Origin of the sequence: Porphyrobacter sp. SLTP (assembly GCF_009905735.1) — a bacterium.
In the GTDB taxonomy this organism is placed as follows: Bacteria; Pseudomonadota; Alphaproteobacteria; order Sphingomonadales; family Sphingomonadaceae; genus Erythrobacter.
Map to the genome: position 1 here is coordinate 230,695 of NZ_JAAALE010000001.1, position 16,004 is coordinate 246,698.

The 16,004-nt window shown below is 65.9% G+C and carries 10 protein-coding genes; 3 read left to right on the top strand and 7 right to left on the bottom strand.

Annotation, left to right across the window (positions count from 1 at the left end; genetic code table 11):
* The 3 genes from edd to GVM20_RS00965 form a co-directional block, all read right to left on the bottom strand.
* Entirely contained in the window at positions 1 to 1,803 is a 1,803-nt protein-coding gene (gene edd, locus GVM20_RS00955) for a phosphogluconate dehydratase (RefSeq protein ID WP_166545429.1), read from the bottom strand.
* Positions 1,796 to 3,235 carry a glucose-6-phosphate dehydrogenase gene (gene zwf / locus GVM20_RS00960; protein WP_166545430.1) on the bottom strand — a complete coding sequence of 480 codons (1,440 nt, stop codon included), beginning with the start codon at positions 3,233 to 3,235 and terminating at the stop codon, positions 1,796 to 1,798. The genes edd and zwf overlap by 8 nt, the downstream gene beginning before the upstream one ends.
* A gap of 91 nt (positions 3,236 to 3,326) precedes the next feature.
* Positions 3,327 to 4,742, bottom strand: coding sequence for a sugar MFS transporter (locus GVM20_RS00965; RefSeq protein ID WP_166545431.1), 1,416 nt, complete (start codon positions 4,740 to 4,742; stop codon positions 3,327 to 3,329).
* Between the two features lie 179 nt (positions 4,743 to 4,921).
* Here GVM20_RS00965 and GVM20_RS00970 point away from each other — a divergent pair, with 179 nt between their 5' ends.
* Positions 4,922 to 5,941: a LacI family DNA-binding transcriptional regulator gene (locus GVM20_RS00970; protein ID WP_199799389.1), complete on the top strand. Its 1,020-nt coding sequence runs from the start codon at positions 4,922 to 4,924 to the stop codon at positions 5,939 to 5,941.
* Positions 5,942 to 6,140: 199 nt separating this feature from the next.
* Here the strand turns inward: GVM20_RS00970 and GVM20_RS00975 are convergent, their stop codons facing one another.
* The 4 genes from GVM20_RS00975 to GVM20_RS00990 all read right to left on the bottom strand — a co-directional run bounded on the left by GVM20_RS00975 (position 6,141) and on the right by GVM20_RS00990 (position 12,831).
* Positions 6,141 to 8,897: a phosphoenolpyruvate carboxylase gene (locus tag GVM20_RS00975; RefSeq protein WP_166545432.1), complete on the bottom strand. Its 2,757-nt coding sequence runs from the start codon at positions 8,895 to 8,897 to the stop codon at positions 6,141 to 6,143.
* Entirely contained in the window at positions 8,894 to 9,883 is a 990-nt protein-coding gene (locus tag GVM20_RS00980; RefSeq protein ID WP_166545433.1) for a glucokinase, read from the bottom strand. The genes GVM20_RS00975 and GVM20_RS00980 overlap by 4 nt, the downstream gene beginning before the upstream one ends.
* 84 nt (positions 9,884 to 9,967) lie before the next feature.
* A complete protein-coding gene (locus GVM20_RS00985; protein ID WP_166545434.1) occupies positions 9,968 to 12,106 on the bottom strand; it encodes a S46 family peptidase in 2,139 nt (712 codons plus the stop codon).
* A gap of 92 nt (positions 12,107 to 12,198) precedes the next feature.
* On the bottom strand, positions 12,199 to 12,831 hold the full coding sequence (locus tag GVM20_RS00990; protein ID WP_166545435.1) for a DUF1826 domain-containing protein: 633 nt from the start codon (positions 12,829 to 12,831) through the stop codon (positions 12,199 to 12,201).
* A 184-nt stretch (positions 12,832 to 13,015) separates the two neighbouring features.
* Here GVM20_RS00990 and GVM20_RS00995 point away from each other — a divergent pair, with 184 nt between their 5' ends.
* Both GVM20_RS00995 and GVM20_RS01000 read left to right on the top strand, forming a co-directional pair.
* Positions 13,016 to 13,876, top strand: a complete 861-nt coding sequence (locus tag GVM20_RS00995) for a 4-helix bundle domain-containing protein (protein ID WP_166545260.1) — start codon at positions 13,016 to 13,018, stop codon at positions 13,874 to 13,876.
* Between the two features lie 388 nt (positions 13,877 to 14,264).
* A complete protein-coding gene (locus GVM20_RS01000) occupies positions 14,265 to 16,004 on the top strand; it encodes a ShlB/FhaC/HecB family hemolysin secretion/activation protein (RefSeq protein ID WP_234031778.1) in 1,740 nt (579 codons plus the stop codon).

The window sequence follows — 16,004 nt, forward strand, 5'->3', positions numbered from 1 at the left end:
TTACATTCCTCCGGTGGCCAGCATCGCAGAAGCGCCTTGTTCGGCTCCGTCAGCGAAGCGGCGCATCATGCCGAACAATTCACGGCCCGTGCCGCTGTCTGCAATCGGATCGCGCGCCGGTTCCCGGTTCGCCAGATCGGCATCGGTGTTGAGATCGCCGGTGACAGCGCAGACCCGCACCACATCGCCATCGCGCAGCCGCGCCAGTGGTCCGCCGCCCAATGCTTCAGGGGTGCAATGGATCGCCGCAGGCACCTTGCCGGACGCGCCCGACATCCGGCCATCGGTCACGAGGGCGACCTTGAAGCCGCGGTCCTGCAACACGCCCAGTGCCGGGGTCAGCTTATGCAGTTCGGGCATCCCGTTGGCGCGCGGCCCCTGAAAACGGACGACGACCACAACGTCGCGGTCAAGCTCGCCCGCCTTGAAGGCGGCAGCGACGCTCGCCTGATCCTCGAACACGCGGCATGGCGCTTCGATGGTCCAGCGGCTTTCATCGACCGCTGAGGTCTTGAAGCAGGCGCGGCCGAGATTGCCTTGCAGCAGCCGCATCCCGCCATCCGGCTTGAACGGATTGCTGACCGGGCGGAGCATGGTGTCGTCCATGCTGGGGCCAACCTCGCGCCACACCAGTTTGTCGCCCTCAAGCCCCGGTTCGCGGGCATAATCGGAGAAATCGCCGCGTCCCACGGTGAGGATGTCGGGGTGGGCCAGACCCGCCTCCAGCAGCTCGCCAATGACATAGCCCATGCCGCCTGCGTTGTGAAAATTGTTCACGTCGCCCGAGCCATTGGGATAGACCTGCGCGATCAGCGGGACGGCGTGGGACAGCTCAGAAAGATCATCCCAGTCGAAGATCACCCCGGCGGCGCGCGCCATGGCGGGCAGGTGGATCGCATGGTTGGTCGATCCCCCGGTCGCCAAGAGGCCCACCGCCGCGTTGATCACCGCCTTTTCGTCGACGCACAGGCCGAGCGGGCGGTAATCATCGCCCTTGCGCCCCAGCGCCGCAACGCGATGCACCGCCTCGCGGTCGAGCGCCTGCCGCAGCTGCGTGCCCGGCTGGATGAAAGCGCTGCCCGGAATGTGCAGGCCCATCATCTCCATCATCATCTGGTTGGAGTTGGCCGTGCCGAAGAAGGTGCAGGTGCCGGGCGAATGGTAGCTCGCCATCTCGCTCGCCAGCAGTTCTGCGCGGGTCGCCTTCCCTTCCGCATAGAGCTGGCGGACGCGCTGCTTTTCCTTGTTCGGGATACCGGTCGGCATGGGGCCGCTGGGCACGAAGATGGCGGGCAAATGCCCGAACCGCAGCGCGCCCATCAGCAATCCGGGGACGATCTTGTCGCAGATGCCGAGCATCAGCGCGCCGTCATACATCGCGTGGCTCAAAGCGACCGCCGCTGACAGCGCGATCACGTCGCGGCTGAACAGCGACAGCTCCATGCCGGTCTCGCCCTGCGTCACCCCGTCACACATCGCCGGGGTGCCGCCCGCGACCTGCGCGGTGGCGCCGATTTCGCGGGCGTAGATCTTCAGCCGATCAGGGTAGCGGCCATAGGGCTGGTGGGCCGACAGCATATCATTGTAGCTGGTAACGATCCCGATATTCGCGCCCCGGCCCGACACCAGCGCTGGCTGATCCTCCAGCGCGCCCGCATAGGCATGGGCGAGGTTCGAGCAGGACACGGCATTGCGCTCGCCCATATTGTCGCCTTCGCGGCGGATCAGGTCGAGATAGGCTTGGCGGGACGGCCTTGATCGTTCGATCACCCGCTGCGTGACCTTGTGCAGGGTGTCATTCATGCCACGTCACTCCGTCGCGTTCTGCCAGCGCGATGGCCGCGCTCGGCCCCCAGCTGCCTGCGGTATAGGTTTTGGGGGTGAGGCCTTCCGCTTCCCACCCGGCGCGGATCGCATCGACCCATTCCCACTGCGCCTCGACCTCGTCGCGGCGGACGAACAGGGTCTGATCGCCCTCGACCAGATCGAGCAGCAGGCGCTCATAAGCAATCCGCCGCACCGCGCCGCTGAACACATCGGGCATGGCGATATTGAGCGGCACCTGCCGCAGGCGGATGCCTTCGCGGTCGAGGCCCGGCACCTTGGCCATCAGTGACAGCGTGATATTCTCTTCGGGCTGGATGCCGATCACCAGCCGATTGGGCTGCATCGTCGCGCCCTTGCCCGCGAAAATCGAGTGCGGCACGCAGCGGAACTGGATCACGATCTCGGTCACGCGCTTGGGCAGACGCTTGCCGGTGCGCAGGTAGAAGGGCACACCCTTCCAGCGCCAGTTATCGACGTGGCCCTTGATCGCGACGAAGGTTTCGGTGTCGGAATCCTTGCCGAGTTCCTCGTCATAGCCGGGCACCGCCTGTCCCGTGATCGCGCCGGCGCGATATTGGCCGGTGACGGTCTCGTTGGCGGAGACGGGGCGCAAGGCGCGCAGCACCTTCACCTTCTCGTCGCGCACGGCGGTGGCATCGAAATGCGCAGGCGGCTCCATGGCGACCAGCGCGAGCAGCTGAAGCATATGGTTCTGCACCATATCGCGGATAGCACCGGCATCGTCGTAAAAGGCCACGCGGCCTTCAAGACCCACCGTCTCGGCAACCGTGATCTGCACATGCTCGATATGCGCCGCGTTCCACAGCGGCTCGAACATGATGTTGGCAAACCTGAGCGCGAGCAGGTTCTGCACGGTCTCCTTGCCGAGATAGTGATCGATGCGGAAAATCCGGCTTTCGGGGAAGGCGCCCGCCACCGCGTCATTGATCTCGCGGCTGGAGGCCAGATCGGTCCCGAGCGGCTTTTCCAGGCACATGCGGACATTGTCGCCTGTCAGCCCGGCCGATTGCAGCCCCTTGATGGTGGGGCCGAACAGGCTCGGCGCGGTCGAGAGGAAAATTGCAAGGCCGCGTGCCGGAGTGCCGACTTTGGCGGCCAGCGCGTCGTAACCTTCAAGCGTGGTGGCATCCAGCGTCTGGTAGGCGAGCCGGTTGAGGAATTCCGCCATCCGCCCGCGCCGGTCCGCCGGGAGATATTTCTCCAGCGCCGCGCGCGCGAAATTGCGGTACTCGCCATCGCTCATGCTGCTGCGGGCCGTGCCGACGATCTTGAGATCGGGCGCAAGCAGCCCGTCGGCGTCGAGCGCGAACAGGCTCGGCAACAGCATACGCTGGGCAAGATCGCCGGTGGCTCCGAACAGCAACAGGCGGTCAGCGGTGAAGCTCATGGCGAAAGGCCCTTTTTCTCGTGCGCCCTACCTAGGCGCACGGGCGCTTACCTGCCAGCTTCGCGCATACTTATTCAAGCCAGCATGGGCCTCATGCCGCCCTGCGCGCGTAGAACCCGAAGCCACCAATGATGGCATAGCAGATAATCGGCAGGATCATCGCGGTGCCGAGGCTGCCGCTGGCATCGGCGAGGATCCCGGTCAGCAGCGGGATCACAGCGCCGCCGAAAATGGCGATGTTGATGATCCCCGATCCGTCCGCCGCCTTGGCACCCAGCTTTTCGCAGGCGAGGCTGAAGATCGTCGGGAACATGATCGAATTCATCAGACCCACGGCCAGCAAGCTGTAACCGGCGGTCGTGCCGGTCGCATTGGTGGAGAACAGCACCAGCGCAATCGCGCCCGTGGCCACGCCCGCCAGCACCAGACCCGGGCTGACAAATCGCAGCACCGCCGAGCCGATGATCCGGCCGACCAGCGCGCCGCCCCAATAGAGGAAGATCAGGTCGCCCGCCGCCCGTTCGCTGAGGGCCATCACGCTTTCCTGCATCAGATAGCCGACGATCAGCGAGCCGATCGCGACTTCCGCGCCGACATACAGGAAGATGCAAAGCGCGCCGTAGCTGAACCGCGTGCGCGTCAGCAGCGGGTTGCCCCACAACCAGATCGCGGGGCCTGCCATCAGCAGGGCAATGCCGGGCAGTTCGTTGCCCTGGATCACCATCCAACCACCGATGATGATCGGTGCCAGACCCGCCACATAGCGCCCCGGCGTCGTCAGCGCCGCATCGCGCGCGGCACTGGCATCATGCGGCAGCTTGTTGCGATAGGCCCACACCACCGCCGCGATCACCGCCAGCGCTACGGCGAGGCCGATATAGGTCGAAACAATCGCGGCACTTTCGGCGGTGCGATAGGCATCCAGTTCAGCGCCGCTCAATTCCTTGGCCGATACCCCGGCCAGCCCGCCGAGGATCAGGCCCGAGCCGACGCGCGGGAAAATTGTGGTGCCGAGACTGTTGAACGCCTGCGCAAATGTCAGGCGGCTGTGCACGGTCTTTTGCGGCCCGAGCAGGCTGATCAGCGGATTGGTGACGACCTGCACCACCACAACCCCGCTCGCCAGAATGAACAGCGCGGCGAGGAACAGGCCATAGGTCGCGGTCTGGCTGGCAGGAATGAACAGCAGGCATCCGCACATCATGGTCAGCAGCCCGACCACCGCGCCGCGCATGTAGCCGACCCGCTTGACCAGCTCGGCGCCGGGAATGCCGATCAGCAGATAGGCGGTGAAGAAGCAGAACTGCACCAGCATCGCTTCGGTGTAGCTGAGCGTGAACAGCTCTTGCAGCTTGGGCAGGATCACATCGTTGAGGCTGGTGATGCCGCCGAAGATGAAGAACAGCGCAAAGACGAAGTAATTGAGGCCCGGGGCATGCACCTGGCGGTCGTCGCCCGCGCCATCCCCTACGGCGGTCGCCGCGCCCACACCCGGTGCCATTGCCATTGTCGCTCTCTCCCTTAGCGCCAAATCTTTTTCTGCTAACGTTCACAATCCGCGCGCTGCTTCCGATTTGCAAGACCCGCGCGCACAAATCCAGTGCGAATAGCAATGCAGGCCTCCGCACCCTTCGATGCACGCATACGCTTGCGCCTGTGCACCGTCCCGCCCTAGAAGCCTGAGGCATGAGCGGGGGATCACGCAGACGGCCGACATCGTTCGATGTGGCGGAGCGGGCAGGCGTTAGCCAGCCGACCGTCAGCCGTGCGCTGTCCGGCTCGCCCGCCATTGCCGAAGCCACCCGGCGCAAGGTGATCGAGGCGGCCGAAGCGCTCGGCTACTTCGTCGATGAACGCGCCGCGCGGCTGCGCAGGGGATCGACCGGGACGCTTGCGGTGGTCGTAATCTGCCGTGAGGGCGACAATGCCGCCAGCATCAATCCCTTCGCCTATGCCTTGCTCGGCAGCGTCTGCGTCGCCGCGTCGGAACACGGATTCGAGACGCTGGTGAGCTTTCAGGCACGCCCCGAGGATTTCTTCGGCCATTACCAGGAACAGGGCCGGGCCGATGGCCTTGTGGTGATCGGCACCACCACCAATGCGCCGGCGTGGGAGCATTTCCGCGCGCTCGATGGCGATGGGCGCAAGGTGGCCTATTGGGGATCGCCTTTCGACGAGCTGGACTGGGTGCGGTCGGACAATCGCGCTGCGGGGCGGCTCGCGGTCGAGCATCTGCTCGCCGCCGGATATCGCCGTCCGTGCTTCCTCGGCGCGCTGAACACCCCGCAAGTGCAATTCACCGAACGCTACGAAGGCTATGCCGAAGCGATGCGCGCCGCCGGACTTGAGCCGTGTCTGGCCCCGACCGTCAACGCCCCCACCCGCGAAGAAGAAGGCCGCCGTGCCGCGCGCCGCTTGATCGAGCGCGGCGAGGATATTGACGCGGTATTCGCCGCTTGCGACGCGATGGCGCTTGGCGCTCTGGAAGCCTTCGCCGCCGCAGATATCGCAGTGCCCGACCAAGTCGGCGTGATGGGCTTTGACGATCTCGTCGCAGGCCGCTTCAGCCGCCCGCCTTTGACGACCATTGCCCCTGACCCGGCAGAGGCCGGGGTGGCGCTGGTCGAGGCGGTGCTCGACGAAGGCGAGGCCGCGCGGCGGCGCGTGCCGGTGAAGCTGATCGCGCGGGGGAGCACGCTGCGCTAAATCCTCCCCTTCAGGGGAGGGGGACCACCGAAGGTGGGGGAGGAGCGAGCCGTCTCTGTGCTGCCGCAGGCCTCCAAGGGGTTCGCGCCAAGCCGCCAAGCAAGCCAAGAGGGAACTCACGTGCGCGTCTGTGCCTGATATCTTGGCCGCCTTGGCGGCTTGGCGCGAACCTTACTGCGGCTGCGCCGCCATCCCGTCTCTACCCATGCGCCCCAAACTCATTGGCAATCGCGGTGCTGATCCTGAGGCTCAATTCCTGTGCGCGGGCGATGGGCGTCATGAAGTCACGCTCGATCGCGCCATAGCCCTCCTCACCGCCGTCCGGGTAATCGCTCGGCTCATCGAGGGGGAAGTCGCGCGGGCCGGGGATGCGCACCGGGAAGGCGCGGCGCAGCTGCGCGAGGGCTTCCTCGACGCGCAAGGTCATCACCATCTCGATCACGTCGCGGCGGCTGATGTCATTGGCGCGGCTGAAGGCGGGGACGGCGACGGCTTTCAGGAACATATGCTGGAGCAGCGCCAGCCGCAGCGCCTGAAGCACCCCGATACGGCGGCGCACATGCTCGCGGGCTTCGCTCGGCGCTTCATCGGGGAGGAGATCGGTCAGCCGGTGCAGCTTGATCGCGTCAATCCTGAGGCGCGAGGCCAAGCGGCGGAACACCCCCGTCCGGTCATCGCCGACCAGATATTCCGCCAGCGCCGCGCAGCTTCCTGCCAGATGATCCTCGGTGCCGCGATAGGTGCGGCTGGCCCAATAGGCCGAATTGAACAGCTCGCCATAGGCCGCCACGGTCTTGATGCTGGCGAGCGCGTTGGCGGAGCGCACCAGACGCAGAATCTGGCTCCCACGCGGACTATCGGTCAGCAGCGCGGCGATTTCCTCGCGGTTGCTATCCGCTGCGCTGCCGATCCCGGCGATGACGTTTACCGGGTAGCCCAATTGCTGGAGGATCGCGTTGTGCGGGATCGCGCGGATCTGGCGCAGGCTCATCTCGCGGTCGGCGTTGATGTCAGACTGGCGGCGCGAAACGCGGCTGCCGGTAGGGTTGAGCAGGCCCAGTCCGAAGGCGGTCACCGCGCGGGCATAGGTGCGGCTGGCGAGGTGATCGCCCTGATGCTCCTTCACCGCGCGGTAGAAATCGAGGCTGATATCGGTGCGGTGGTAGAACGGGTCAGCCGGTGCGGCGAGGTCGGTCTCGGCCGGGCGCAGTTCTGCGATGCGGGTGAGGGTGGCGAGCGCCAGTTCGGGCGTGGCGAAAAACAGATAGCCGTCGCCGCCCTGAAAGCTGACTTCAGGCTCCAGCCGGACGCCCGCCCGCGCAAACCGCCGCCGGGCCCAGGGGGAGAGCGGCCATTCGAGCCGGTCGCGGAACGACGCCGGATGCGCGCCGCGGCCCATGCTTTCGCCGTGAGTGTTGAACACCAACGCGGCGATGTCGGACAGCCCGTTGGCGGCCATCGCTTCGGCGAGGCGGCCTTGCAGGCGTTCGATCGCGAGAGCGGCGGGCACCTGCCCCACAAACCGGCCCGCGTCCGAAAATCCGGTCTGCACTGCCACCCGGCCGCGCGTGCGGGCGTAGGCGCGGTAGGCAGGTTCGGCGAGCAGCGCATCGAGGAAGCGTCCGCCATGCTCCAGCGCGGTCTCGGTCTCGAACAGGGGGGAGACATCGACCTTGTCCTCCACCCCGAACAGCTTGGCGAAATAGAGCGCGGCGAGCACCGTGGCGGGCTGTTCGCACTCGGCCACCAGCATCCGGATCGGCGCGTCGGCGTCGATATGCTTGAGGATTTGCGCCATCGCCAGAAACTGCCGGATCGCGGTCGAGCTTTCGGTCGCGAGGGCGGCGAAATTGGTGCGCAGCGGGCGGGCTTCATCCACCATCCGGCGCAGGGTGGCAATCGCGCCCTTACTGGCCAGATCAATCGCCTCGTCATCGGCGAGGCGGCGGCGGATGGCATTGTGAAGCTGTTTGGCATTCACCCGGAAATGGATCCAACCCATGCCCAGCCCGTCTGCCCGCATCGCAGCGGCGAGGGTGAGAAGGCGAACGGCGCGGGTGGGTTCGGCCGTCTCGGCCTCGGCTTCCAGCGCGCCGATCAACAGCGTCAGCGACAGCAAGTTGTCGGCGCTGTGGGTGGTCAGGCGGTTGGCAGCGGCGGCAAGGGCCTCTGCGCTCGACAGATCGGCAGCAAAGTCCTCGGCCCGCGCGGCGGCGAAGGCGGCGGCGGGCGTGAGGGTGGCGAGCAGCGGGTGGGCTGCATCAATGCCTTCCAGACTGGCGGTATAACGCGCCAACCGCTCGGCCTTTTCCTGGAGCCGGAAAGCGATCGAAGTGTGCCAGCCGATATCGGTGCGCCCATCCATGTCGTAGCCTACCCAGCTGGCGAAGCGGAACGGCATCGGGCGGAGCTCGCGCCAGTCCTGCGGCCAGCGGCTGCGCGCGTCCTCCAGCAAGCGGGCCACGATCACATCGCGGGCGTCCTGCGCGCGGGCCATGGCGTCCATCGCGGCTCGGTGTTCATGATCGAGCGTCACGGCGGTGCGGGTGGACGGCACCGCGCAAGCGGCGGCGTCATCATCGCCCGATGCCGCAGCGGCGACCGCGCCGGCCTGTGCCGGGGCGAGCAGGAAGGTCGGATGCGCCGTGAAGACGGCGTGGAGCTGTGGGCGTTCCCAGCGCGCCGCGAAGGCCTCGAAATCCTCGCCCTCGCCCGCGAGCGGCATCGCTTCGGCAGAGGGCGCGAGTAAGGTGCGCAGCTTGCCCGCCCGCGCTTTCAGGCCGTCGCATTCCAGTTCCGCCACCAGTGCTGTCAGATCATCGAGCGACAGCTCGTCCCCCTCCAGCGCGCGTGACAGGTCGAGCGAGAGCTGGAACACCGGGTTGAACAGCGGCGTCTCCCGGGTGCGCTGGTGCAACTCGCCCAGCCTGGCTTCGAGGGCGGCGATCGTCTTCATGCGTGTTCGGAGGCGAAAGCCGCCGCTGCGCCGAACAGACCGGGCTGCGGGTGGACGATGAGCTTGACCGGGATATTCGCCATCAGGCTTTCAAACCGTCCCTTGCCCTTGAACCGCGCGGCAAAGCCCGAAGTCAGCAGCGTGTCCCGGATGCGGTAGCCAAGCCCGCCTGCGATCACCACACCGGCAAAGCCGCCCTGCGCAAGGGCGAGATCGCCCGCGGCCGATCCCAGCGACAGGCAGAAGCGGTCTACGGCTGCGGCGGCAAGGCTGTCTTCGCCGCTCGTGCCAAGGCCCCAGATGGTGATCGCATCCAGTTCGGGCACGCTGCGGCCTTCCATCGCGGCGAGCGCTTCGTAGATGTCGACGATGGCGGGCCCCGACACGACGCGCTCCACCGAGACGCGGTTGTGGCGGCTGCGCAGCCGGGCGAGGATCGTGTCCTCAATGCTGTCCAAGGGGGCAAAGTCGATATGCCCGCCCTCGGTCGCCTGCACCCGGTACTGGCTGCCCGAGCGCCACAGATGCGCGACACCCAGCCCGGTGCCGGGTCCGAGCACGCTGATCGTGCCCTCGCTCCCGAGCGGCGTGTCAGGGCCCGCGAGGTGCAGGAACTGGCTGTCATCGGCCCGCGCAACCGCATGGGCGACAGCGGCGAAATCATTGACGAGGGTGAAGCGTTCCACCTCCAGCTTCTCGTTGATGAGCGCCGGGCGGATGATCCACGGATTGTTGGTGAAACGGATCACCGGATTAAGGTTGCCGGGGCTGCCGACCGGCCCTGCAATCGCCATGCTGACTGCTGGGGGCAGGGTGCCGCCGCGCAATTCGCGGAAATGCTGCCATGCCGTCTGGAAGCTGGCGTGATCGGCGGTGTGAAGCGTGTCGGGTTCATCGAGTGCGATGGCCCCGTCATCGCCGATGCGGGCAATCGCGAACCGGGCATGGGTGCCGCCGATATCGACCACCACCACTTCGTGCATCATACTCTCCCCGCCTCAATGCAAGCGCAGGGGAGGCAATAGCAGGCGGCGCGCGGAAATCCCACGCGCCGCATACTTATTCAGATTTTACTCAGCGGCGACGCCCATTTCCTTGAGCAGGCGGTCCGCGCCGTCGACCTTTTCCATGGTCCACAGCATGAAACGGCTGTCGACATGGATGGTGCGGTTGATCTTGGGATCATACATCCAGTCCGACACCACGCCTTCGATCGTGCCGTCGAACGCAAGGCCCACGAACTCGCCGCGTGCATTCAGCGTCGAGGAGCCCGAGTTGCCGTTGGTGATGTCCACGGTGGAGAGGAAATCGACCGGCAGCGTGCCCAGCTCGGGCGCGGCCCAGCGGCCATAGTCCTTGGCCTTGATCAGCTCCACCATCTTGTCGGGCGCATCGAACTCACCGCGGCCGGTGTGCTTTGCGACGATGCCTTCGGCGGTTGTGAAGGGCGACCAGACCTGACCGTCAACCGCCTTGCCCGTCACCTTGCCATAGGTGAAGCGCAGCGAGCCATTGGCGTCGGGGTACATGGTCTTGCCCTGCGAAGCGGCATAGGCAAGCCGCGCTTCCATGACCTTGGAACGGGCCTTCTGCACCTCGCCCGAGCGGGCCTTTTCTTTCGCTTCGTTCGCCATCGCTTCATCATAGGTGGCCACCGCCAGCTGGATGAAGGGATCGCTTGACGCCTGGAAGTCGGCGGGGGTTTTGCCCATCCACTCCATCCGCTTGGCGGTGTTGCCGAGCTCGGTCGCGGCATAGAACGCGGCGAGGTCGCGGCCTTCCATGAAGGCATCGAAGCTGGCGCTGCGCTGTTCCGCGGGCAGGGTGCGGTATTCGGCGATACCGTCTTCCCAGATCGCCTTGTCGATTTCGGCGACATAGCGCCGCTCGATCCGCTGCATCCCTTGCGTCATGAAGGCGCGGTCGCGCTCCTGATAGCCGGGTTCGCGCTGCTTGTCGGGCTTGGCCTGTTCGTTGGCCCAGCGATAGAGCTGGCGCGCCGCAGCATAAAGCTGCCCGCGGCCGAGCATCCCGCGCTTGGCATCGGCCAGCGCTTCAGCGTTGCTGGTTGCGATCAGCGCGTCGAGCTCGGCCAGCGCTGCGCCGTACTGCGCCTCACGCTTGGGATCAGCCTTGATCCACGCGCGGAAGCCGGCTTCTTCGGCCTGCTTCTTTTCGACCAGCGAGATGGCGTCAGCGCCCGCCATCTGGCCCGCGATCTTCTTCTCGTAGTTCTCCACGCCCTGAAGCGTCGCGGCATAGGCGATGGTCGCCGCCTGATTGCCTGCGGTCAGCGCGTCGATCATGTCGCCATATTCGGCCAGCATCGCCTGCTGATAAGGATAGAGTTCCTCGTAATAGAAGCGCGCTTCTTCAGCCGAGCGCAGACGCTCGGTGGTGCCGGGGAAGCCTGCGACCATGATGAAGTCGCCGTCCTTCACGCCGTCCTTGGCGATGGGGAGCCAGGCCTTGGGCTTGAACGGCACGTTGTCCTTGCTGAACCCAGCCGACGAACCATCGGGCGCCACATAAGCGCGGTAGAACGAGAAATCGCCGGTGTGGCGCGGCCACATCCAGTTGTCCTTCTCGCCTCCGAAATTGCCCACGCCCGCAGCGGGGGCATAGACGAGACGCACGTCCTTGATTTCAAGCTGCTGCTGGAGCCAGTATTGCTGCCCGCCGAAATAGGCGCGCACGTCGCAGCGGCGATTGGCCTGCTTTTCGCACGCTTCGATCAGCGCGGTGCGGTTGGCTTGCAGCCGGTCATAGCGCGCGCGGCCTTCGAGCTTGTCGGCGCCCTTGAGCATGTCCTTTGAGACATCGCGCAGGTCTTCGATCACGTAAACGCGGCTGCCGGGGGCGGCGGGGAGTTCGTCACCCAGCGTCTTCGCGAGGAAGCCATTGGTGAGGTAATCATTCTCGGGCGAGGAATTGTACTGGAGCGATCCGGCAACGCAGTGGTGGTTGGTCGCAACCAGACCTTCGGGCGACAGGAACGCCGCCGAGCATCCGCCCAACGAAGCAATTGCGGTCAGCGGCGGGCGTTGCAGATCGCCGAGCGTCTTGGCGTCAAGCTCAAGTCCGGCAGCCTTCATTGCATCGGCAATGGCGCCGGTCTGGCTCGGCAGCCACATGCCTTCGTCGGCTTGGACAGCAGCGGGAGCGGCAATCATGAGGGCGGAGACCCCGGCGAGCAGGAACTTCTTCATCGAGCAGATACCTCTTGCGAGCGATGGGCGGCGTGCACGAGGGCAGCGGCAGCCATCGGAGTGGATCGCGCCCGCGGGCGCATGGGGGGCTGTTAGGCCAGATGCGGAGGCGGCGAAAGACCCGAATCGGCCCCATCGACGAATGACTTGCTTGCCGGGTTGAGCACCAGCAGCAGCCGCGCGGCGCCCGTCCCTGCGATCGGCGGCGAGCGGTGGATTGCGGGGCGTTCGGTTGCAAGCTTGCCCTTGAACAGGCCGATATCGAAGGGGCCAAGGCGGTTGATATGCCGCGGCGTTTCGCCTGCGGCGACGCGGGCGGCATCATCCTCGTCCAGCCAATCTGTGCCTTCGCCGACATAGGTCGTGATCAGCCGGGCGGTGACGTAGTCGGCGTGGAACTTGCGGCAGGAATCGGTGAGCACGACTTCAAGCCGCAGCTCCAGCCTCGCAAGGTCCATTGCGGTGCAGAACAGCTCGGCGAGCCGGGCGGCGTCCTCAACCAGCGCGCGGTGAAGCGCCGCGCTGCCGCCATAGCCGCCTTGCTTGAGCTCCTTGGCCAGCAGCGCGGGCAGGCCTGCCACATCGCAGGTGAAGCGCAGGTCCTGCGGCTTACCTTCGACCAGCGGGCCAAAGTCCGCAAAGGGCGCACGCTGCCAGATCGCAAGATTGCAGCGGGGCTCCCCGATAGCGCGCAGCACGTCGGGACTGCCGGAAATACGGGACATGGGGGCGAGCAATGTTGCCATAGACGGTTTGATCCAACCCAGCAATTTATGAGACGTTGTATCATGTCTTTATGACTTCACCGGATCGCTGGCAAGACTCCGGATACGAAAGTCTCTTGCGAGTGATTATCATCTGGGCCATGAGGCCGCGACATATCTCCCGGCCTGAAGGATACCGCTTCCCATGAACAGCACGCTCAAACTCTGGACCCAGCTTGGTCTTGGCACCGCCCTTGCCGGTGGGCTGCTGGCGGCCTGTGGCGGCGAGGCCGGTGGTGAGGGCGCTGCGACCGGCGCGGCAGGCGGCGAAACGGCGGCGACCGCAGGCGAAGGTGAAGGCGGCAGCGGCGCGGGCGAAGGCGGCGGCGGCGAGGCGGCTGGCGGCGAGGGCGAGGGCGGCGTTGCCGTCACCGATGCGGCTACTGACCCGGTCGCCTACGGGATCGCGCTCGCAGTCGCCGAGGCGCATGTCGTTGCTGCGCGCGATGCCTATGCGGCGGGCAAGAAGGAAGCGGCGGCGGAAATGTTCGCTCACCCGGTGAGCGAAGTGCTGGTCGACATGGACCCGGTCTTCGCCAAGCTTGGCGTCAAGGATTTCAAGGAGCTGTTCACGGCCGCATCGCTCGCCGCGAATGACGGCAAGAGCGTCGCCGAAGTCGGCAAGGCCTATGACGCGATCATCGCAGCGCTGCGCGGCGCCGCCCAGAAGGCTCCCAAGTCGGACGCCACGTCGGCGAAGGTCGCAACCGGTATCATCGCTGACCAGATCGAGCGGGCGAGTGCGATGTATCGCACTCTGCCCAAGAACGACAGTTACGAGCCCTATCTCGACGGTTACGGCTTCGCCAAGGTGGCCGCGGCGGCCTTCGCCACCAATGGCGCGGCGATCAAGGCCGAGAACCCGGCCGCCCATGCCCGCATCACCGAAGCGCTCGGCGTCCTGGGCCAGGCCTATCCCGGCGCTGCCCGTCCGGCCAAGCTACCGGTTGAACCCGGTGCCGTATCAGGAGCCTCTGCCAAGGTGATGCTCGCGGCTGCGGGCTGACGCTTTCTCCCCTTAAGCTCCTCGCGCGGCGCTGGTTGCGCCCGCGGAACTTGCTCAAATGCGACAAAGTGTCACGCAAGCGCCCGCGCGGGCCTTTGCGCGCTTGTGTTTGCGGTGGGCCCGAGTAGTCTCCCTCCCCACGAGGGGTCGTAGGTTCACCGGCGACATTACTGTTGGCGTGTGGACCATGGGGAAAGGCATAACGCCGCGAGCGCGCGCATAGCGCCTGCCGGGGCGTGAGCTTTTGGGGGGGACCTTGTCGCACGCTCATACCTGCCTGCATCAGGTGCAGTCCGCCGTCTTTTCGATCCGGCGCGCTCGGCATCATCGCGATTTCCGCCCTGTCAGCCTGCGCGGAGTTGTTTCAGCACTTGCACTTGTCGCGGGGTTGTCCAGCGCGAGCGATCCGGCCTTTGCCCAAGCCGCCCAGGTCACGCCGCCCAACCGCAGCGATCTGATCCCGCCCGAACTGCGCCGTGACGAGCGCAGCGTCACGCTCACCATCGACGGCGATTTCGAGCGCCCCCCGTGCGCGCTCGACCGGCCTGAGTTTGCCGGGATCAAATTCACGGTGGCCGGTGCGCAATTCAACGGGCTCGACCGGGTGCCGGGTCTCTTGCTTGAGAGCGCCTATGCCGACTATCTCGGGCGGGAGCTGCCCGTGTCGGTGCTGTGCGACATCCGCGCCGAAGCCAATGCGATCCTGCGCCGTCAGGGCTATCTCGCCACCGTCGAAATCCCCGAACAGAACCTTGCCGACAACATCCCCGATTTCAACGTGGTGTTCGGACGGCTGACTGCGGTGCGGGTGCGCGGCGATGCGGGCCCATCGGAAAAGCTGGTGGCGGGTTATCTCGAAAAGCTCACCCGGCAGGACGTGTTCAACACCAACGCGGCCGAGCGTTATCTGCTGCTCGCCGATGATGTGCCGGGTCTGGATGTGCGCCTGTCATTGCGGCCGGCGGCGGGCGGCGCTCCGGGCGATCTGGTGGGCGAGATCGCGGTTCTGCGCCAGCGCGGCGTGGTTGATTTCAACGTGCAGAGCTACGGCTCCAAATCGATCGGCCGTTTCGGCGGAACGCTGCGCGGCGAGCTTTATGATCTGACGGGTCTGGGCGACCGGACGACGGTCGCCTTGTTCAGCACGCTGGAGTTTGCCGAGCAGCAGACGTTGCAGATCGGCCACGACTTCCGCGTCGGTAGCGAGGGCCTGCGGTTGGGCGGGCAGTTCACCTTCAGCACCTCCAACCCCGCGGTCGGACTGGCCGGGTTCGATGTCGAATCCGAAACCATCTTTGCCAGCCTGTTTGCCAGCTATCCGCTGGTGCGCACGCGCGGCCACAGCCTGTTTGCCGATGTGGGCTTCGATTATGTCGATCAGGAGGTGATGCTGAACAATTTCGGCCTGACTGATGACCGGGTGCGGATGGCCTATGCCCGGTTGGCGGGCGAATGGACCGATCAGCAATCCGTGCTGCGCGCTGGTGGCTATTCCCCTTACGAGCCCAAGCTGCAACTACGCTACGGCATCGAAGCGCGCCACGGGATCGATGTGTTCAATACCAGCCCGGATTGCCGGCCCAATCTGCTTGGCTGCCTCATTGGCGCGGCTGTTCCGCCGAGCCGGATCGAAGCTGACCCGACGCCGCTGCTGGTGCGGCTCAATGCCGATTTCGAATATCGCCCCACCCCGAAGGTGACCTTCGCGCTGGATACCCAAGCGCAAATCACCAAGGATCCGCTGCCCGCCTTCGAGGAAATCGCGGCTGGCAGTTTCTCGATCGGGCGCGGTTATGATCCGGGCGCGGTACTGGGTGATAGCGGGATCATGAGCGCGTTCGAACTGCGCTACGGCTCGCTCGTCTCCAAGACAGCGGGCGGGCTTGCCTACCAGCCCTATCTCTTCACCGATGTTGCCTACGTCTGGAACGAGGACCCCAGCCGCTCCCCCACCAATCCCGACCGGCTGTGGTCGGCGGGCGGGGGCCTGCGCGTCAGCTGGGCACCGGGGGTTCAGAGCGATTTTCTGATCGCGGTGCCGCTCCAGCGGCCCGATCTCGCCTCTGACCGAGGCGATGTCCGCTTCATGTTCACGCTCACTGCCCGCCTGCTGCCGTGGAGATATTGA

What these genes read in the sequence shown, in the direction of transcription:
- edd (WP_166545429.1), bottom strand. Translation starts at nt 1,803, where the DNA reads ATGAATGACACCCTGCACAAGGTCACGCAGCGGGTGATCGAACGATCA.
- zwf (WP_166545430.1), bottom strand. Translation starts at nt 3,235, where the DNA reads ATGAGCTTCACCGCTGACCGCCTGTTGCTGTTCGGAGCCACCGGCGAT.
- GVM20_RS00965 (WP_166545431.1), bottom strand. Translation starts at nt 4,742, where the DNA reads ATGGCAATGGCACCGGGTGTGGGCGCGGCGACCGCCGTAGGGGATGGC.
- GVM20_RS00970 (WP_199799389.1), top strand. Translation starts at nt 4,922, where the DNA reads ATGAGCGGGGGATCACGCAGACGGCCGACATCGTTCGATGTGGCGGAG.
- GVM20_RS00975 (WP_166545432.1), bottom strand. Translation starts at nt 8,897, where the DNA reads ATGAAGACGATCGCCGCCCTCGAAGCCAGGCTGGGCGAGTTGCACCAG.
- GVM20_RS00980 (WP_166545433.1), bottom strand. Translation starts at nt 9,883, where the DNA reads ATGATGCACGAAGTGGTGGTGGTCGATATCGGCGGCACCCATGCCCGG.
- GVM20_RS00985 (WP_166545434.1), bottom strand. Translation starts at nt 12,106, where the DNA reads ATGAAGAAGTTCCTGCTCGCCGGGGTCTCCGCCCTCATGATTGCCGCT.
- GVM20_RS00990 (WP_166545435.1), bottom strand. Translation starts at nt 12,831, where the DNA reads ATGTCCCGTATTTCCGGCAGTCCCGACGTGCTGCGCGCTATCGGGGAG.
- GVM20_RS00995 (WP_166545260.1), top strand. Translation starts at nt 13,016, where the DNA reads ATGAACAGCACGCTCAAACTCTGGACCCAGCTTGGTCTTGGCACCGCC.